Source organism: Pseudoalteromonas sp. SCSIO 43201 (assembly GCF_023716725.1).
Taxonomy (GTDB): domain Bacteria; phylum Pseudomonadota; class Gammaproteobacteria; order Enterobacterales; family Alteromonadaceae; genus Pseudoalteromonas; species Pseudoalteromonas peptidolytica.
Genome location: NZ_CP072683.1, coordinates 823,308 through 843,338, shown reverse-complemented (window position 1 = coordinate 843,338; position 20,031 = coordinate 823,308). Strand labels below are relative to the sequence as shown.

Annotated in this window: 15 protein-coding genes and 1 tRNA gene; 11 read left to right on the top strand and 5 right to left on the bottom strand. The window is 43.0% G+C overall.

What is annotated here, in order from left to right; translation table 11 throughout:
• Positions 1-9: 9 nt before the first annotated feature.
• The 7 genes from J8Z24_RS03560 (at position 10) to J8Z24_RS03530 (ending at position 9,118) form a co-directional block, all read left to right on the top strand.
• Positions 10-528: a hypothetical protein gene (locus J8Z24_RS03560; protein ID WP_252095272.1), complete on the top strand. Its 519-nt coding sequence runs from the start codon at positions 10-12 to the stop codon at positions 526-528.
• A gap of 348 nt (positions 529-876) precedes the next feature.
• Positions 877-2,331 (top strand): sigma-54-dependent transcriptional regulator, encoded by a 1,455-nt coding sequence (locus J8Z24_RS03555; protein WP_252095271.1) that lies wholly within the window; start codon positions 877-879, stop codon positions 2,329-2,331.
• Positions 2,332-2,535: 204 nt separating this feature from the next.
• A complete protein-coding gene (locus tag J8Z24_RS03550; RefSeq protein WP_128730896.1) occupies positions 2,536-3,777 on the top strand; it encodes an oligosaccharide flippase family protein in 1,242 nt (413 codons plus the stop codon).
• Positions 3,778-3,796: 19 nt separating this feature from the next.
• Entirely contained in the window at positions 3,797-4,819 is a 1,023-nt protein-coding gene (locus tag J8Z24_RS03545; RefSeq protein ID WP_128730895.1) for a glycosyltransferase family 2 protein, read from the top strand.
• 308 nt (positions 4,820-5,127) lie between these two features.
• Positions 5,128-6,402, top strand: coding sequence for a polysaccharide biosynthesis/export family protein (locus J8Z24_RS03540; protein ID WP_252095270.1), 1,275 nt, complete (start codon positions 5,128-5,130; stop codon positions 6,400-6,402).
• 12 nt (positions 6,403-6,414) lie between these two features.
• Positions 6,415-7,806, top strand: a complete 1,392-nt coding sequence (locus tag J8Z24_RS03535) for a GumC family protein (RefSeq protein ID WP_252095269.1) — start codon at positions 6,415-6,417, stop codon at positions 7,804-7,806.
• A 34-nt stretch (positions 7,807-7,840) separates the two neighbouring features.
• On the top strand, positions 7,841-9,118 hold the full coding sequence (locus tag J8Z24_RS03530) for an O-antigen ligase family protein (protein ID WP_252095268.1): 1,278 nt from the start codon (positions 7,841-7,843) through the stop codon (positions 9,116-9,118).
• A 145-nt stretch (positions 9,119-9,263) separates the two neighbouring features.
• On the opposite strand, the gene J8Z24_RS03525 is transcribed toward J8Z24_RS03530, so the two are convergent.
• Positions 9,264-9,348: transfer RNA gene (locus J8Z24_RS03525), tRNA-Leu, on the bottom strand.
• A gap of 317 nt (positions 9,349-9,665) precedes the next feature.
• Between J8Z24_RS03525 and J8Z24_RS03520 the strand changes: the two genes are divergently transcribed.
• On the top strand, positions 9,666-10,163 hold the full coding sequence (locus J8Z24_RS03520; RefSeq protein ID WP_128730892.1) for an RDD family protein: 498 nt from the start codon (positions 9,666-9,668) through the stop codon (positions 10,161-10,163).
• 140 nt (positions 10,164-10,303) lie between these two features.
• On the opposite strand, the gene lptG is transcribed toward J8Z24_RS03520, so the two are convergent.
• Both lptG and lptF read right to left on the bottom strand, forming a co-directional pair.
• The gene (gene lptG, locus J8Z24_RS03515; RefSeq protein WP_125250566.1) at positions 10,304-11,371 is read right to left on the bottom strand and encodes an LPS export ABC transporter permease LptG; all 1,068 of its coding nucleotides are present in this window, start codon (positions 11,369-11,371) and stop codon (positions 10,304-10,306) included.
• Positions 11,368-12,480 carry an LPS export ABC transporter permease LptF gene (lptF, locus tag J8Z24_RS03510; protein WP_252095267.1) on the bottom strand — a complete coding sequence of 371 codons (1,113 nt, stop codon included), beginning with the start codon at positions 12,478-12,480 and terminating at the stop codon, positions 11,368-11,370. The genes lptG and lptF overlap by 4 nt, the downstream gene beginning before the upstream one ends.
• 196 nt (positions 12,481-12,676) lie before the next feature.
• On the opposite strand from lptF, the gene pepA reads away from it, so the two are divergent.
• The 3 genes from pepA to J8Z24_RS03495 all read left to right on the top strand — a co-directional run bounded on the left by pepA (position 12,677) and on the right by J8Z24_RS03495 (position 17,851).
• Positions 12,677-14,188 (top strand): leucyl aminopeptidase, encoded by a 1,512-nt coding sequence (gene pepA, locus J8Z24_RS03505; RefSeq protein ID WP_125250568.1) that lies wholly within the window; start codon positions 12,677-12,679, stop codon positions 14,186-14,188.
• Between the two features lie 346 nt (positions 14,189-14,534).
• Positions 14,535-14,981, top strand: a complete 447-nt coding sequence (locus tag J8Z24_RS03500) for a DNA polymerase III subunit chi (RefSeq protein WP_125250569.1) — start codon at positions 14,535-14,537, stop codon at positions 14,979-14,981.
• Positions 14,982-15,001: 20 nt separating this feature from the next.
• A complete protein-coding gene (locus J8Z24_RS03495) occupies positions 15,002-17,851 on the top strand; it encodes a valine--tRNA ligase (RefSeq protein ID WP_176032461.1) in 2,850 nt (949 codons plus the stop codon).
• Between the two features lie 77 nt (positions 17,852-17,928).
• On the opposite strand, the gene rpoS is transcribed toward J8Z24_RS03495, so the two are convergent.
• Together rpoS and J8Z24_RS03485 are read right to left on the bottom strand one after the other, a co-directional pair.
• Positions 17,929-18,909, bottom strand: a complete 981-nt coding sequence (rpoS, locus tag J8Z24_RS03490; protein ID WP_125250571.1) for an RNA polymerase sigma factor RpoS — start codon at positions 18,907-18,909, stop codon at positions 17,929-17,931.
• A gap of 62 nt (positions 18,910-18,971) precedes the next feature.
• Entirely contained in the window at positions 18,972-19,793 is an 822-nt protein-coding gene (locus J8Z24_RS03485) for a peptidoglycan DD-metalloendopeptidase family protein (RefSeq protein WP_147391103.1), read from the bottom strand.
• Between the last annotated feature and the right edge of the window lie 238 nt (positions 19,794-20,031).

The following is a 20,031-nucleotide window of genomic DNA, read 5'->3' as shown; positions in this document are numbered from 1 at the left end:
GAGGCTGTGATGAAAATACATAACCAACAGACAAAATTATTTATGCTCGTAAGCTTGGCACTACTTGGATGCAGTGACGGCGATACAAACAACGAAACTGAGATGAAAACAGCATCTCAACCTGTTTCTCAAATTAAAACCAACCAGTATGAGCCGGATCCCATGCTGCTAAGCTCGACCGCAGCAACATCCAAGCAGCTTCATGTCAAACCTAAGTTTGCTTTTAAAACCAGTAGTGCCGTTACGTTAGATTTAAGTGGCAATGATGTTTTTGGTGCCTCTTTGGCAACTAAAACAGTAAAAGTCTATGCGTTAAAGAGTCGCGTAAGCCAGTACGATGAGCAAGCTATGATGGAAAAGTCATTGTTAGCGACTACCCGATTTAACTCAGCAGGACAACTTGGCCTTAACCTCGATGTTCCTGCTCACTATAAGACCCTGTTGATCAGTGTTGATGGCATGTTGGAGAACAATCACTTACTAGTACCAGTAGAGAAGCAATCGACGATTAGCCATCAGTTTTACTGATGAGCGAGAGGTTTAGGAACGAGGTAATGCATTGCGTGAATGTTCACATCAAATTACTTCGCTGCCTAGTTGGAGCATTTTGCGAATAACTTGATGAAATTACGCATAAATAGCTGACTACAGAGTCCGGTGCTAACGCAATTTGCACTAAAAACGGCCTCTAGAGCAGTGCTAATTCTCCAAGACTCTGCTCGCCTCAATGACAGCTGCGCTTCTGTATTAAGAAGCGCAGCCTTTTCAGTTCGGATAAAAAACTAAATATGTGTAATTAAACAGCACTTCTTTTTGATTATATAGCCGTTGAGCTGCTATAAATAAGTACAGGAAAGCCAAAGTAGTGAGAGATTAATGGAACCAATACACAATATTACGCTGCTATTTGTAGACGATGAGCCACTTATACTTCGCTCCCTTATCAGGGCGTTAAGAGATGAGCCATACGAAGTTCTTACAGCAAACAGTGGTGAAGAAGGCCTCGCACTACTTGAGGAACGTCCAATTGATGTCGTTATCTCCGATAAAATGATGCCCAATATGTCGGGGATAGAGTTCCTTGGCAAAGTAGCTGAGCGATACCCCGATACCTTACGAATTATGCTTACTGCATTTACGGATTTAGACGGGCTGATCCATGCCATTAACCAAGGAAAAGTCTGGGGCTACCTGCAAAAGCCATTCGAAATTGATAGTATTAAATTAACGATAGAACAGGCGTTACAGACTAAGATGCTGATTGCCGAGCGCAATATGCTGCGCTCTAGCCTCGCACGCTACAAAAGCGAATACCGCGCAGGGTTTCATCGCTTTGTTGGTGATTCTATCGCCATGCAAACCGTATATAGAGCAATAGAAAAAGCAGGACCAAGTAGAGCAAATGTATTCATCACGGGACCAAGCGGTACGGGTAAAGAACTTGCAGCAGAGGCCATTCACCACTCAAGTGAACGCAGTAATGAGCCTTTTATATGCTTGAATTGCGCCGCGATCCCTAAAGATCTTATGGAATCTGAAATATTTGGCCATATCAAAGGCGCCTTCTCTGGTGCAATTGCCAATCGTGATGGCGCAGCTTCCGAGGCCGATGGTGGTACTCTGTTTCTTGATGAATTAGGAGAAATGGATATTGCTTTACAGGCTAAAATTTTACGTTTTGTGCAAACTGGTTCGTTTCAAAAAGTGGGCAGTGCAAAAACTGAAAAAGTCGATGTGCGCTTTGTTTGTGCTACCAACAGAGATCCCTATCAAGCTATTGCAGATAATCACCTAAGGGAAGATTTATATTATCGACTCAATGTTATTTCTATCGATTTACCGCCACTGCATGATAGGGGGCGGGATGTCTTACTACTGGCACAACACTTTTTACAACGATTTAGCGAATTAGAGAATAAAATTTTTGTTGGGTTCTCTGATCGTGCAGAGCAACTCATATTACAGTTTGACTGGCCAGGAAACGTGCGCCAACTAGAAAACTTTGTGCATAGCATTGTTGTGATGTCAGACGGGCCATTAATAGATTATGATGTTGTTCAAGCGCACCTTCCTGGTGATACCCCAACCCCCTTGGTTACTAAAACCGAACTGAACCCAAAGGCTGCTGACATTCCACCGATAGGACAAGGTTCCACTAGCATTCAAAAAGAGAGTAAAAACGTAGCGCCCTTAGCGGAAGTTGAACGTGTTGCCATTGAACAAGCATTGCTTTTATGTGATGATAATGTCGTAAAAGCAGCGAGCCTATTAGAAGTTAGCCCCTCTACCTTATATAGAAAGATACAACAATGGTCAGAGGCGACTTCATAGCATTAATTTAGTACACGTAAAATGAATTGCACTTTGCAAAAGATAAAATTCGCAAAGTGCGATTTTCCTCTCCAAATTTGCTTCACCATCCTGAAAAAAAATAAAAACCAATAAAAATCAATAGAATAAGCAAAATTACTATTTAACCTCTATTTGGCATGCTTCTTGGAACTGTATACCCATAGTTTCTAGAGGCCGCCTGCTATGAGTAATCCAAAAAGCACATCAAGTATTCTTGTATCCAACACCTCATATTTGGTTGGTGCTGAAATCGTTGCAAAAGGTTCTCGACTTTTTAGCATCATGGCCATGGCGGTGTATTTCACCCCCACAGAGTATGGTGCAGTGATGCTTGCTCTAACCATCCATGAAGTACTTAGATTACTTCTTCGCTCTGGCGCTGGCGTGCAAATAATTCGCGCCTCGGATGAATCGCTCCCATTATTTTTAGGAAATGGTTTGTTGATACAATGGCTGCTTTGTACGTCGCTGTGTCTCATTCAAATTGCCATAGGATGGAGTGCACAATGGGCTTTTCCAGAGCATGATATATTCGCTTTGGTTGCTTTAATGGCACTCACATATCTTGCCTTTCCCGCAGTAAGTACCCGCGTTTTTCTTCTTCAACGTAGTAACAGAATGGGCTTATTTAGCCTAATAAGTAGCGCGTGCATTATTGTTGAAAATGTCACTATTGCTGTTGCTCTCTATTTTGATGCGCACATGATGGCTGTAGTCATAGCCAAGTGGTGTTTCGCCCTTCTGTGGCTCGCGTGTTTTTCGTTCGTACCTTGCCTTTCACACAAACTGAGTTATCACAAAGACACCTTTCGTTTATTACTTAAGTCCTCATCGCAACTCGCCATCAGCGAAATATTGCGGTCTTTAAGAATAAACATGGATACCTTTATCGCAGCACGGTTATTAACGCCGGAGTTATTTGGGATCTACAGTTTTGCAAAAAGCGCAGGAATTGGGCTGGCGATGTCGATTAGTCAAGCCTACACCAGCGCGCTATATCCGTTTATATGCCGCCGTGCACTGCAAAACAACAGCGACCACAATAGTCAAAAGCTTATTTTTATAACAACGTTTGCAGTATCAAGCATATTTATGATTCAAGCCCTAGCAGTGCCAGTATACGTGCCAATTTTATTTTCGTCACAATGGCAAAGCAGTTTTGATACCACATCGTTGCTGTGTCTTGTGGCGGTAAGCTCAGTATGGGTCGACACCTACACCACAGTGCTAAGAAGCGAAGCACAGTACAAGCGAGATTGCCACTTTTGCGTGTTTGCATTAGTCGTTTCGCTACTTAGCGTCGCAATTGTCATGCCCAGTTCACCCGTTCAACTTGCTGTTACCTTATTAGGCGGCAGCATAGTTTGGCTTCTATTTCCTTTGGCTGATATCACATCAAGATATCTACAGCCTGATCCAGCTTAAAATCTTATCGGAGAGTACTATGAAAAGTTCAAAAAATAAGGTGTATCCAAAAGTAAGTGTCATTATCCCGATGTTCAACGTCGAAAAATATATTGATGAGTGTATCTGCTCGGTGTTGAATCAAACCTTTAAGAATTTTGAAGTTATTTGTGTCGATGATGGCTGTACAGACAATACATTGAACTATTTGACTGACTATAAAGACGCACGGATAAAAATTGTTCGCCAACCAAATAGAGGACTTTCCGGGGCTAGAAATACTGGGATCCGTGTTGCACGTGGTAAATATATTGCGTTTCTTGATGCTGATGACTTTTGGGATCCTAGAAAGCTTGAAAAGCACGTATATCACTTAGATCGTGATTATGAGTTAGGGGTTAGCTACTGCCCTTCTTTATTTGTCGATGAGCAGAGCAAACCATTAGGTATTGGACAATTTCCATCACTTAAGCACATCAATGCTAAAACCATACTATGTAGAAATCCTATCGGCAATGGTTCTGCGCCTGTCATTAGAAAAGATGTACTTAGCCAGATCGCATTTAATGATGGAAAACGAAGCTGGCGCCAGTATTTCGATGAAAATTTAAAACAGTCAGAAGATATCGAGACATGGCTGCGCATAGCACTAAACACTCAATGGAAATTTGAAGGTATTGAAGAACCACTGACTTTTTATCGTGTAAACGCATCTGGTTTGTCTGCTAATTTAACAAATCAATTCAAAAGCTGGCAGTACGCTATAAATAAAAATAGTAAAAAACATGCTTGGTTTTTTGAGCAGTTTGGTTCTTTAGCTCAGGCCTATCAACTTAGATATCTCAGCCGCCGAGCATTGCAGTCACGGAATAAATTCCAAGCATTAAAACTTATTCATCAAGCGATTTGGACTAACTGGAGAATACTCACAGAAGAACCAACCAGAACTACATTAACCTGGTGTTGCTCACTGCTGTGCATTCTGCCCAATAAAGTCTATTCCACCATTGAGCGACTAACGATGCGCACCATCGGACTATTACAAAAACGCACTACCGCATAAGCCCTCGACCTTATGGCCAGCTCAGCTGGCCTTTTTCATTTTGCAATGCAAATCTCAAAATGCCGCATATAGTTACTAATATAGAATTAAAAGTGGGCTTCTCAGCGCAGCAGCTTAGCTGCAACTCGTAAAGGCACACTACACATAACCTTTAGCTGCGAACTACTAGTAAGTTATTGTTTTTATTTAATATAAAATGGTGAAGTAACAACATGATGGTAATACAACTGGGTTTTGATTGTATCAAGCCATTAACTTGGTCTAATTAATGCAACAACCAAAGTGAACGCATCCACAAGGAGCCCACTATGAAACATGTACATAAAGCCACATGGATAAAGATACTTACAGTTACCCTTGTGAGTGGGATATTACTGGGATGCGCTAACAACGCTGCATTAGTGGAGCTTGAAGATGACGATATGCAGTTTTATGGCTATCCAAACGCTACAGGTAAAGCCGTCAAACACCAAGCCGTAAGTTCCGTGTTTGCCACTAATATTGATTGTGTTGATGCACAACAATTCGCCGCCCCCACTAATTTTCGTGTCGACAAACCATTACTCTTACCTGACTCAAAACAAATGCTACATGCCATCACCACTTCACTTTCATCAGAGTCTCTCCCCTTAAGCCCTGGAGACTTGATAGAACTGAGCATGGAGTATGGTGAGGGCTTTAACGGCCGTTATATTCTCGATACTACGGGTTCCATTTTCTTACCGGTCGCAGGCGCAGTAAAAGCGTCGGGCTTAACTAGTCACCAGTTAGCACAAAAATTAGAGTTGACCCTAACGAAAGCAAAAATATTCAAAGCTTATACCATTGATGTCAGCGTTAAAGTGTTAAATTGGGCAGCGATAGAAGTTCCTGTGTCCGGTGCTGTTTTTCAACCCGGACGAGTGACTATTAACTCTGCTTTACCAGAGCAAGTAATGGAAGAGCGCATTGGTGCCTCTGGTGATTATTCTAACCAACGCTTGCTGTCTGAAGCTATCCGAGCTGCGGCTGGGATCCGTCCTGACGCAAAGCTTGATCAAGTGATACTAATCAGACAAGGCTGGCAGATTGAAGCTGACCTCAGCGGCATACTAACCGGTCAACCTGTTAAAGATTATGCGTTGATTGCTGGCGATCAAGTGATAGTGCCAAGTACTGGTTGCTTTCAACCGCACTTAGTTAGACCGTCACAAATAACACCAAAAGGATTCAGGGTGTTTATGTCAAATTTAATTGACTCAGCAATGAGCAACTCCAATGCAGCTATTGGACGTTTTTCTAGCAACTTACCCTATGGAACGCGTTTACTTCAAGCTGCTATCTCTGCAAACTGTGTTGGTGGCAAAGCCTACACTAATGCCCCTCGACGTGTGGCGTTGGTGAGCAATAACCCAATTACAGGTCAAACTCAAGTAATAGAGCGCTCTGTTGAACAGTTAATGAGAATGCCATATCGGGATTTAATTAACCCCTATGTCATGCCAAATGATGCCATTGCTTGCTACGACTCTGATGTTACTAACCTTAGAGACATCGCGGGTACACTACTTGACTTAATCGCGCCGTTTTCGGCTCTAAATTAAGGGGGACTTGTTATGAGTAACCACTTACAAACTACGACTCCATATAGTCGCTTTAGAGCATCAATCTATCGCACATTACGAAGACCATACCTGGTGACTTGTCTGATCAGCTATTGCGTGATCACTCTGCTGGTTTTGTTCTATTTACAACAGCCCCCAAAATACACCAGTGATTTAGATATGGTTTTACCCGGTACAGGTGCAAATAGTAATGTATCGCTAGATGAAGTAGGTCAAGTCGTTTCATCCACCAGCGCTCCTTTTGGAAAAGGTTACAACCCTAGAGTCAATTACAAAGAAATGTTGATGAGCAGAAATTTACTTGAAAGTGCAGCAACATCACTCAGCATGGACGTAAAAAGTTTTGGTCGACCAAAAGTGAGACTTACTGAGCAAACGTCAATTCTAAATGTCGAGATAAGCGCCTCGTCAGCCAAGCTGGCAGAGCAAAAAGCATGGGCGTTATTCAACGCACTGCAGGAGCAACTTAAATTTTTAAGAGCTGATGAAGTATCTCGCAGAGACGAGAGCATTAAAGCTGTGTTAGATCAATACAGAGAGCGCCTTAACATTGCCAGAAATAATATTACAGACTTCCAACAGCGCTCCTTACTTGTATCCAAAGACCAGCTAACACAACATATTGCCACCCTTGCTAACCTCAAAGAACAAATTGTTATAACAAAAGCAGAGATTGGCCGCTCTGAATATTATGTCACGCAATTAAGCGTTGACCTTGGTGTCTCACCGTCTATGGCAGGACAGGCCTTCGCTTTACAATCCGATGGTGAGTTTAGAGCCTACCTATCTGAACTTACAGAGTCCTCATCACAATTAAGTGAATACCGCTCTCGCTGGGATGAAGGACACCCAAAAGTAAAAGCAGAACTTGCTAGGTTTGAGCAGTCAAAACAAGCCCTTCGCACACGTTCAGAGGGTTTGGTAGGCCCACATGCGGCACATGCTTTCCAAACAATGGATCTTGAGAGCAATCCAAATAGAGCGCAACTGTTTGCTGATCTTATAAGCGCTTTTGCTGCCAAAAAAGGCATCGAAGCCAAGCGCTCTGAACTCGAAAGTTCAGCACAATTATTGAGTGAGAAAATCAAAATATATGCACGTGAAGCCGCTGAATTAGATCGGCTAGAAAGAGAGTTTGACTTAGCTGAAGCCGTATTTACTTCAGCAGCTGCTCGCCTAGAAGCAAGCAAAGCAGACGTATTTGCATCATACCCTGTGATCCAATTGATGACACCGCCTTCACTTGCAATCAATGCCTCAAGCCCGAAAAAAAGTATTGCGATAGCGGCAGCATTAGCTGCAATGATATTCCTGACAATGGGCATGCTCATGGTGAACAAGCGCAGAGAGATAGTGTCAGCTATTTTGCAAAAGCCAGACTAGACGCAGCTAATCAGGACAACCAAACAAGGAGCTAATGATGTTAATGAAAGCCGCCTTGCCAGGGCAGGACAAGCGCTTCATCAGTACCGAAGAGATGCTGGTGTGGGCTGGGCTTGTTCTTACCTACCCGATGTTTTTATTGGGTATGCTATACGTGATGGGTTCAGTAATCGGGTGGATAATCGCATTTGTTATAATGCTGCGTATGTATGTCCAGACACATCGCAAATATACTCCCATTTCGTTCATGGTTTGGCTCTGGCTCATCGCTATGTTAGTCATGCTTGTAGCCTTACTAATGGCACATAGTGAGTGGTCTCTCGGGCTGCCACAAACAATAAAATCGTCAATAGGGTGGATGAAAGGCTGGGCACTACTGGCAATTTTCCCATTGATTGCAAATCTTGCACAGATCCGTAAAGAAGTTGTTGTCCGTGGCGTTTGTATTATTGCGATTCATACTTTTATCTTTGCGCTAGTTTCTCTTGCTTTTTACATTGTCAGATTACCCGGAGATATATTTTTGTCTCCGTTAAAAGTGATAGGAGGCCCAGGCGAAAGTTTCTTTATGGTGAGTTTTTATGGTATCAACCCCGAAACAGGGGCTGGACGTTGGCGCTTTTTCACCCCATGGGCACCTGCTGCTGGCTTTATGGCATGTACGTATTTAGTATTCTGTTTACAAGAAAAAAACAAACGAATACGCCGCTGGGCAATTGCAGGGTGCTGGGCTATGTTACTGTTGTCTCAATCAAGAGCCGGCATAGCTATTTTTATTATGCTTTTTCCACTTGTGATTTTTAGCGACAAACTAAAAGAGCCATGGCTCCTTATCTGCCTTGGAGTTATTGTGCCGACCATCTTACTCTTGGGAGAACCTATTTATAACGCCATCATGGACTCTTATGAAGCCATAAAGCAACAAAGACCAGGCTCTACCCGAGTCAGACAGGCGCTTGCCAATATTGCTATCCAACGCTGGCAGGCCGAAGCACCGATTTGGGGGCATGGCATTGTTGAAAGAGGGCCTAAGATGGTTGAGTTTATGCCGATAGGGTCGCATCATAGTTGGTACGGACTGCTATTTGTTAAGGGGTTAGTCGGTGCATTCGCACTGGCTATTCCGATGATTATATCAGCGCTTTATTTTTTATGGCACGCACAAACCTCAAAAACCTCGCAAATTGCGTTTTGCTTGCTCACTGTACTAATCTGCTACAGCTTTTTCGAAAATTTAGAAATTTTATCTTATCTATTCTGGCCTGCGTTATTATGGTTTGGCTTCGCATTTTCAGAACGCGATACGGGCTAACACTTAGCCACACAGTCAACGCTAAACTCATATTTGCGCAACCTGCGTGGCGCTATCCACTTGCTGTGAGTTCGACACCGCTATTTTCAATGCACAAATTCGAGGCATAAAAAAACCCTTGCTAAAAAGCAAGGGTTATAAAAAGTGGTACCAGTGGGCGGACTTGAACCGCCACGCCCGAAGGCAACGGATTTTGAATCCGTCATGTCTACCAATTCCATCACACTGGCATAATTTTTCTTTCATCTTCTAAAACAAGAGAAAATAAAGAAAAACCACTTTGAGCTTGGGCTTTTTTTATTTGCCTTCGTCTCTATGCTTTGCATTATACAAAGGCGATGCAGAACGGCAAGTAATTTTTTTGCAATATCGCGTTAACTGCTTGTTATTTGCACACAAGATGCTAGATTTCAGCCAAACGTCAACTTTATTGCTGTAAAAATGATAAAGGTAACGTATTGCTAGGCCATTAGTTAATGTAATTGAGTAAACGTTTTACACGTTTATGTGTAGAATACGCGTCAACCTTGTAATGATGAGAGTTGTTATGTCCAACATCGTTCCTGCGAACTTTGCACGCCGTTTGGCTTCACTTATATACGACAGCTTAGTTGTAATTGCATTTGCCATGCTTACGACTATTGTATTTCTGCTTATTATTAATGGATTTATTTCATTTGGGCTCTTGTCACTAGGTAGCCATGAAGATGTGTCTGCTTTGATCCAAGCAACCCCAATTTTATATACGGCAAGAACAGTCTTACTAGTGGCTGTATCTGTACTATTTTTCGCTTATTTCTGGACAAAGAGCGGCCAGACTATCGGTATGCGAGCTTGGCGCTTAAAAGTACAAACACATAATGGTGAGTTATTAACTTGGCCAACCGCAATTGCGAGAAGCTTATGTGCTCTACTTGGGCTTGGCAATTTATTAGTGTTAATCGACTTTAAGAAGAAAAGATCGCTGCAAGATTTGCTCTGTGGAACGCAAGTTATCGTATTAAGTAAAGAAGAAAATAAAAAGGTATACAACAGCTTGGACTGAATTTTCGCTCAGCAATAACCGTTATTCTGTGTGCAAAAATATAGGCCTCACTTGAAGGCCTATATTTTTTAGCTGAAAAGGTAATACCAATCAGCATGAATACCAACTAAATTTAAGGGAGTAAAGTTAGCAAATTGGTATTAATTTTGTCTTTTTAGTAGATGTATTGCCAATCCAATGAATAATAAACTTGGCATCAGCGCCCCAACAACGGGAGGCACTTGATACACCATCACGATGGGGCCAAAAATTTCATTACTCAAATGAAATGCTAAACCAGTGATCACCCCCATGATAATTCTGGCTCCCATGCTTACTGTTCTAAGAGGCCCAAAAATAAAAGAAAGTGCGACCAACAGCATCACCCCTATCGTCAGCGGCTGCATCACCTTACGCCATAGCGCCAGCTCGTAACTACTTGCGTCTTGCTCATTTTGTTTCAAATACGCTAAAAACGACCATAACCCCGTAAAAGATAGCGCGTCTGGTTCTACTGAGACTACGCCAAGCCTGTCCTCACTTAACTCAGATTCATACAACATGGATTTGGAATAGTGAGTAGTGATTTGCTGCTGACTCAAAAGCACTTCTTCAACATCCTGCAATTGCCAGCCACTCGGGGTGCTTTGTGCCGATTGCGCACGCACAATTTTTGCAAGAGTTAGCGAATCGTCGAAGTAGTAGATGGCAATGTCTTTTAATTGCCCACTTTTTTCAACATTACTGATGTTGATGAAATTGCTCCCGTCTTTAGCCCAAACACCACGCTGAGCACTGTAAACTTCACCACCGTAGATAGCTTCATTTTTGAGCTTTTTTGCAGTTTGCTCTGCCTTAGGAGCGCCCCACTCTCCTAAAGCCATCATAAATAACGCCAGTACCACCGCGGTCTTCATTACTGACATTATAATTTGCAGGCGTGACCAACCAGCGGCCTGCATCACAATAAGTTCGCTGCTAGATGCCAACGCGCCAAGCCCAATTAAGCCACCTATTAATGCCGCCATAGGAAAAAACACCACGACATCACTGGGCATGCTATAAAGGGTATATAACATCGCACCAAGCAGGTCATAGCTTCCACGACCCACAGAGCGCAACTGTTCAATAAACTTGATTAAGGTATTAATACCCACAAATACCAGCAGTGCAAACCCAGTAGTTTGCAGAATACTTCGGCCTAGATACCAATCTAGTGTCTTCATCATGCCGTTGTCTCCCGCTTCATAAATACCGATCGCACCCAAACACCAAACGGCCGTCCCTTAGCGATTAAATAAACACCAATAAATAGTACACATAGGTGGATCCACCATAAACCAACAGATGCAGGAACTTTTTCTTCCGCTAGTAAAAATTTACCGGCATTGAGGAGGATAAAATAGCCCAAATATAATGCGATAGCAGGAACCAATTTCGCAAATTTGCCTTGCCTTGGGTTAACCACACTCAGTGGGACTGCGAGCAGAGTTAGCAACAAAATAGAAATAGGTACTGACAGTCTCAACTGAAATTGTGCTTTGGCTTCAGGCGTATCCATTTCTAGTAACTGTAGACTAGGAATAGCCTCTAGTTTTCGACGCTGATGCTCTATTTCTTGTTCTTTAATTTGCACTTGATAGCTACCAAATTCAGTTCTACTTAGCGCCTGACTGAAACCATCGGTTTCGTAGCGTTTACCGTCATGAAGCAACAGCTGCTGCTCACCGGTCTCTAATTCTATGACTTCGCCTTTTTGGGCATACACTAAGCGTGCAGCCTGATTGGAATCTTTTTCAGGGAGTTGTGCTACAAATACTTTGTTTAGTTCACGTCCCTGATCGCTGATCCCATGGACAAATACCACCGCTTTTTCGTTTCCGGTTTGTTGAAACCTACCTGCACGAAGGGCAGATAACCCTGACTCGGCATCAGCCTGCTCTCTTAGCTGATACTCTTTTTCACTGGCCCATGGCGCTATATACATGCTCACGCAAGCCGCAAGTAACGCAAAGAAGGCGCTAGACACCAACGTCACTCGCACAACATACCATTCGCTTACCCCGCAGGCTTTTAATACTGTCATTTCACTGTCAGCATAGATGCGACTGTACGCAAGAATTATCCCAAGAAAGAGGCTCAGCGGTAAAATGTAGCCAGCAAGTTGCGGCAATTTCAAGGCTAGCATAGCAAGCACTAACTTACCGGGTATACCTCCTTCAGATGCAGAGCTCAGAATGAGTACAAACTTTTGTGACAAAAAAATTGTCATTAGGGTGAGAAAAACCGCAATCTGAGATTTTAGTACCTCACCCGTTAAATAGCGGAAAATAAGCAATGTTCGTCCCTATAAAACGTCTCGTTTCACTGGAATAGTGGGAAAAATTGAGTAAACTGATTATTTTAGTCAGTTTATTATATGTCAATGTAACGCAATATCCTACCTAAGGTTAAAGCATAATCACGACTTTAATGTAGGAAAGTGTGTTGACATCAAAAGTTCAAAAAGACATAACAAAGACTCAGGAGTCGCAATGGAATTCAGCGTTAAAAGTGGTAGTCCAGAGAAACAGCGCAGCGCATGTATTGTTGTAGGTGTATATGAACCACGCCGTCTCTCACCAATTGGTGAACAGCTGGATAAAATAAGCGAAGGCTACATCTCCAACTTACTCAGACGTGGTGATCTTGAAGGCAAACCAGGACAAGTTTTACTGCTGCACCATGTTCCTAACGTGTTAAGTGAACGTGTTTTATTGGTCGGCTGTGGTAAAGAAAGAGAATTAGACGACAAGCAATATAAACAAATCATCTCAAAGACCATCAATACATTGAATGAAACCGGCTCAATGGAAGCGGTATGTTTCTTAACAGAACAACATGTAAAAGGCCGTGACACCTATTGGAAAGTTCGCCAAGCTGTTGAGACCACACAAGACTGTTTATATACCTTTAATCAATTAAAGAGTAAAAAGAGCGAAGCAAGACGCCCACTTCGCAAAATAGTGTTTAACGTCCCCACACGCCGTGAACTAACTATTGGTGAAAGCGCGATTGAACATGGCCTAGCGATCGCCGCGGGAAGCAAGCTGTGTAAAGACGTAGCAAATATGCCACCAAATATCTGTAACCCACGCTATTTAGGTGAGCAGGCACAACAATTGGCTGAAGACTTTGATAATGTGACGGTAAACCTTGTTGGCGAACAAGAAATGGAAGAGCTGGGTATGCACTCTTACCTAGCGGTTGGCCGTGGCAGCCATAACGAGTCGGTGATGTCGGTGATCCACTATAATGGTGGTGATGAAGGGCAAGCACCAATCGTATTCGTGGGTAAAGGGCTCACTTTCGACTCCGGTGGCATCTCTATAAAACCAGGAGAAGCCATGGACGAAATGAAATACGACATGGGGGGTGCCGCTGGCGTGCTTGGTTTGATGCGCGCAGTAGTACAAATGCAGCTACCACTTAACGTCATAGGTGTATTAGCAGGCTGTGAAAACATGCCTAGCGGCGATGCTTATCGCCCTGGCGACATTCTAACAACTATGTCTGGCCAGACCGTTGAAGTACTTAACACGGATGCCGAGGGTAGGTTGGTGCTATGTGATGCCTTAACGTATGTTGAAGCCTTCGAGCCAGAGACGGTTGTAGATGTTGCAACACTCACTGGTGCCTGCATTGTCGCACTTGGCAGTCATGCCACAGGTTTGTTATCTAACCACAACCCGCTAGCCCATGATTTACTCAAAGCATCTGAGCAAAGTGGTGACAGAGCATGGCAACTGCCACTTTGGGATGATTATCAAGAGCAGTTAGAAAGCCCATTTGCAGACTTTACTAACTTAGGCGGTCGTGCAGCTGGCACAATCACAGCAGCATGCTTCTTATCTAAGTTTACTAAAAAATACAACTGGGCGCATTTAGACATCGCGGGTACCGCATGGCGTAGCGGCAAAAACAAAGGCGCCACGGGCCGTCCTGTGCCTATGCTGATGCAATATTTACTGAATCGCGCCAATATCACAGATGCACAGCAAGATTAACACTTTTGGTCGCGAACTTGTTTAAGCAAGTTCGCGACATCAAATCACGGCCTATTTCCCCATCATAACCGAAGGCTACAGAGTACTTAAATTTCCCAAGTCGGCGATCCCCACCACTTATTATATTTTATTCTGCTTAGTTTGGTTCTTGATTGATGGTATTGCCTTTATATGGCAGAATACAGCCTTATTTATGTGCATTTATATGGCGCTATATTTAGTTTTAAACTAAGCCGCGCATACTAACTTTATTAGTCTACTCAATCACAGTAAAAACATTACAGATATTGAGCAGCTGTGGAGTCTGTGGCAAACCTCAGGACTCCTCGCAATTGGTATTATTATCATGACTATCAAAGCGCGCTTTTACGTGTTAAAACAAAACGATGAGCCGGGGGTTAGCGTTCCGGCTCATTTTGATCTGGCAGCACAAACTGCGGCGAGCTTATATCAAGCTGGACACCGTATCTTTGTTAACGTGGATAATACTGACGACGCTCATTTATTCGATGAGCATCTTTGGTGTTTTGACGCAGACAGATTTGTGCCCCACAACTTACAAGGCGAAGGCCCCAAAGGCGGCGCACCAGTGGAAATTGGCACTATGCCTCCTGCTGCTCGTCGCCCCGTGCTCATTAATCTGGCTCGGGTCATCCCTGACTTTATTCGTCGCTTTGAGCAGGTGATAGATTTTGTGCCTGTTGAAGCCAGCGCTAAGCAAGCCGCGCGAGAACGCTTTAAGCAACTTCGTGCACTTGGCGCAACAATTTCCACTGAAGACATTGAGAAATAGCATTTTTAGGGTTCTGTGTAATGGATAAAACCTACAATCCACAAGATATTGAACAGTCTTTGTATCAAGACTGGGAGTCAAATGGCTACTTTAAGCCATCAGGCAATGGTGACGCATACTCGATTATGATCCCACCGCCGAATGTCACAGGTAGTCTACACATGGGCCACGCGTTCCAAGACACTATCATGGACACGTTGATCCGCTACCAGCGTATGAAAGGCAAGAACACGCTTTGGCAAGTGGGCACTGACCATGCAGGTATTGCAACTCAGATGGTGGTTGAGCGTAAGCTTGCAGCCGAAGAAGGTAAATCACGCCATGATTTAGGCCGTGACGAATTCATCAATAAAATCTGGGAATGGAAAGAGCAATCAGGTGGCACAATCACCAAACAGTTACGCCGTTTAGGTGCATCTGTAGATTGGGATAGAGAACGTTTTACCATGGACGATGGCCTGTCTGAAGCGGTAAAAGAAGTATTCGTGCGCCTATATCAAGATGACTTAATCTACCGCGGTAAGCGCCTTGTTAACTGGGATCCAAAATTACACACTGCGATTTCTGATTTAGAAGTTGAAAACAAAGATAAACAGGGTCATATGTGGAATTTGCGCTACCCGCTTGCGGATGGCGTAACCACTAAAGATGGTAAAGACTACATTATCGTAGCAACCACACGTCCAGAGACCATGCTAGGTGACACTGGTGTTGCAGTAAACCCGGATGATGAACGTTACCAAGACTTAATTGGCAAAGAAATTCTACTTCCTATCGTCAACCGTCGCATCCCTATCGTTGCTGATGAACATGCGGATATGGAGAAAGGTACAGGCTGCGTAAAGATCACACCAGCGCACGACTTTAACGATAACGAAGTTGGTAAGCGTCATGAGCTGCCAATGATCAACGTGTTCAACAAAGACGCAGCTGTTCTGAATACGGGTGAGTGCTTTACTTTTGATGGTAAGCCACTTGAAGCGATGGATGCCCCAATTCCAGAGCGTTTCCACGGCCTTGACCGTTTCGATGCGCGCAAGCTAATTATTGACGAGTTTGAGCAGCTTGGTCTACTTGAGAAAATCGACGACCACAGCCTAACTGTGCCTTACGGCGACCGCTCTGGCGTAGTTATCGAGCCACTACTTACCGATCAGTGGTATGTTCGCGTAGCTCCTCTTGCAGAGCCTGCGGTAAAAGCGGTAGAAGATGGTGATATTCAATTCGTACCTAAGCAATACGAGAACATGTACTTTTCTTGGATGCGTGATGTTCAAGACTGGTGTATTTCCCGTCAACTTTGGTGGGGCCACAGGATCCCAGCTTGGTATGATAATGAAGGTAATGTATATGTTGGCCGTGACGAAGTAGAAGTACGTCAAAACCATAACCTTGATGCAAGCGTAGTACTTACACAAGATGAAGACGTATTAGACACTTGGTTCTCTTCAGCACTGTGGACTTTCTCAACATTAGGTTGGCCTGAAAACACAGAAGATCTAAAGGTATTCCACCCTTCAGATACCTTGGTTACTGGTTTCGACATTATCTTCTTCTGGGTAGCTCGCATGATCATGATGACCATGCACTTCATCAAAGATGAAGATGGTAAACCTCAAGTTCCATTTAAGACCGTTTATGTGACTGGCCTTATTCGCGATGAAAATGGCGATAAGATGTCTAAGTCAAAAGGTAACGTGTTAGACCCACTAGACATGATTGATGGTATCGATCTTGAGAGCCTAGTGACTAAACGCACGGGCAACATGATGCAGCCACAACTAGCTGCAAAAATTGAGAAAAACACGCGCAAAACATTTGCCGATGGTATTGAAGCACACGGCACAGATGCCTTGCGCTTTACCCTAGCAGCAATGGCGTCAACGGGACGTGATATCAACTGGGATATGAATCGTCTTGAAGGTTACCGTAACTTCTGCAACAAGCTTTGGAATGCTAGCCGTTATGTATTGATGAACACAGAAGAACAAGACTGTGGCTTCAATGAGAACGAAAAAGTGTATTCTCTTGCCGATCGTTGGATTTTAGGGCAATTCCAAAATACGGTTAAGGTGTTCTCTGAGCACTTAGATAACTACCGTTTTGACCTTGCAGCAAATACGATTTATGAGTTCACATGGAACCAATTCTGCGACTGGTATCTTGAGCTAACAAAGCCAATTCTGTTTAAAGGCAATGAAGCACAGCAGCGTGGTACACGCCATACGCTTATTACCGTGTTGGAAGGCTTACTTCGTTTGATGCACCCACTAATGCCTTATATCACAGAGACCATTTGGCAACGTGTAGCACCAATCGCTGGGGTCGAAGCAAAGACAATTATGCTTGAAGCCTTCCCTGTATTTGACGAAAGCAAAGTTGATGCGCAAGCGATGGCAGACCTTGAGTGGGTGAAGCAATTTATTATCGCTGTCCGTAATATTCGTGGTGAAATGGATATCAGCCCAAGTAAGCCGTTAAACGTGTTACTTGCTGGTGCAAGCGACGAAGACAAGCGTCGTCTAGAAGAAAATCAAGCTTTCTTAAGCGCATTAGCGAAACTGGAAACAGTAGACTTACTCGCAAGCAAAGACGAAGCACCAGCTTGTGCAACTGCATTTATTGGCGACCTTGAGATTATGATCCCAATGGCAGGCCTGATTGATGTTGAAGCAGAGCTTGCGCGTATTGCTAAACAGCTTGAAAAAGCAGAAAAAGGCCTAGCTCAGGTTGAGAAAAAACTTGCGAACGAAAAGTTTGTAAGCAATGCACCTGAAGCAGTACTTGCTAAAGAAAAAGCGAAATTAGCTGAGTTTAGCGATGCGAAAACAAAGCTACTTGAACAAAAAGCTAAGATAGAAAGCTTATAATCGCTTTCTATTGTCCAGCTTTTTAGCTAGAAAATCGAAAAAGCCGCAAAATTGCGGCTTTTTTCATAATACTAATTTTACTGTTGTTCAAATAAACTGTCTGTGCTCAGCCCTTCGTGCTGTAAAATGTCTTTTAAACGTCTCAGTGCTTCTACTTGGATTTGTCTTACACGCTCTCTAGTTAAGCCTATTTCGCGGCCAACATCTTCAAGCGTAGATGGTTCATAGCCAAGTAGACCAAAGCGTCTTGCCAACACTTCTCGCTGCTTTGGATTAAGTTCACCAAGCCAGTCAACGATATGCTTATTAATATCATTGCTTTGTACTTCAGTTTCTGGACCACCACCCTTTTCGTCCGCGATAATATCGAGCAGTGCTTTGTCATTTTCACCACCAATAGGCGTATCTACTGAGGTGATCTTCTCATTCAAACGTAGCATCTTACTGACTTCTTCGACTGGTTTATCGAGGCACTCAGCGATTTCTTCCGCAGTGGGTTCATGATCTAACTTTTGCGTCAACTCTCGAGCTGTACGCAGATACACATTGAGCTCTTTTACGACATGGATTGGTAAACGAATAGTGCGAGTCTGATTCATTATCGCTCGCTCGATGGTTTGGCGGATCCACCAAGTTGCATAGGTAGAAAATCTAAACCCGCGTTCCGGGTCAAATTTTTCTACAGCTCTTATGAGCCCCAGGTTCCCCTCTTCAATCAGGTCAAGTAAAGCTAAGCCACGGTTGTTGTAACGGCGCGCTATTTTCACAACTAGCCTTAAATTGCTCTCAATCATCCGTTTGCGTGAAGCTTCACAGCCTCTGAGTGCCTTGCGTGCAAAATACACTTCTTCTTCTGCACTGAGCAGAGGGGAAAATCCAATTTCACCTAAATAAAGCTGAGTAGCGTCCAAGTTTTTAACCACTTCTTCTTTGGCAAAAACATCTTCGTCATCTTCGAGATCTTCGAGCAATTCATCTTTTGGTTCGTCGATGTTGTCATCGTCAAACTTATCTAACTCTGGAGTTGATTTTGTAGGTAATTTTGCAGTGTGAGCCATAAGTATTCTCCCCAAGCGAATAAAAGTACGGGTACTCGACCTAATCGATGTACTCACATACTTTATGGCAAGTATTTTGCCGGGTTTACAGCTTGGCCTTTAAAACGGATCTCAAACCTCAGTGCCGTCTTAGAAGCGTCTGTACTACCCATTTCGGCAATTTTTTCCCCAACTTTAACTTTTTGCTGTTCCCTGACGAGTAACTTAGCGTTATGAGCATAGGCGCTTAGATAATCATCTGTATGTTTCAAAATGATTAAATTACCGTATCCTCGCAGTGCGCTCCCTGCATATACAACTACACCGCCAGCAGCAGCCCTTACTGAAGTACCAGGTTTATTAGAGATTTCTAAACCCTTGTAACCGTTTTCTTTAACTGAAAACTGACGTGTTACCTTTCCTTCAGTCGGCCATTTCCATAGTACCTTATTATTATACAAAGCCTTGGCACTATTAGATTTTTGTGTGGCTTGTCTTTGAACATACTCTCGTTGTTTTGGCTTATCAAGCTCTTTTTTAGCGATTTTGTTACTTTTTTGTTTTAAAGACTGAGACTTGCGGTTTACTTTTGTATATTTATTGTTCTTTTTATTCTTATTTACTGGATACTCTAAGCGTATAATTTGATTCGGATAGATAGTGTACGGGGGCTTAATTTTATTGATTTTCGCAAGCGTTCTTACATCTTTGTTAGCACTAAATGCAATTGCAAATAAAGTATCGCCTTTTTTAACTTTGTAACTACTTCCGTTTATATTAATTTTATGTGTCGAAGTGGTCTTACCAGAATACAATGTAGTAACAGGTGCTGGGGTATGATTTGATGAACAAGCAACAAGCAAGCCGCTTAAACAAATCGATATAATGACCCTAGGCTTGCGCATTACTTATATTTTCCAGTATGAATAAGGACTACTTTCATATTAATCTAACTTAAATTTATTGTATTTTCACACTTTACTGGAAAAAATAGAGATATTTTATGTAGTTGCTATGTGAGTTCAGCTTCACGGCATCTAAAAGTCAAAGCTACAACTTGTCCTTAATTTAACTTGGACTCGAGTCAACTAAAGACCTAAGCTCAACAGGTGTACTATTACTCTGGCTTGAGACTACTTCTTA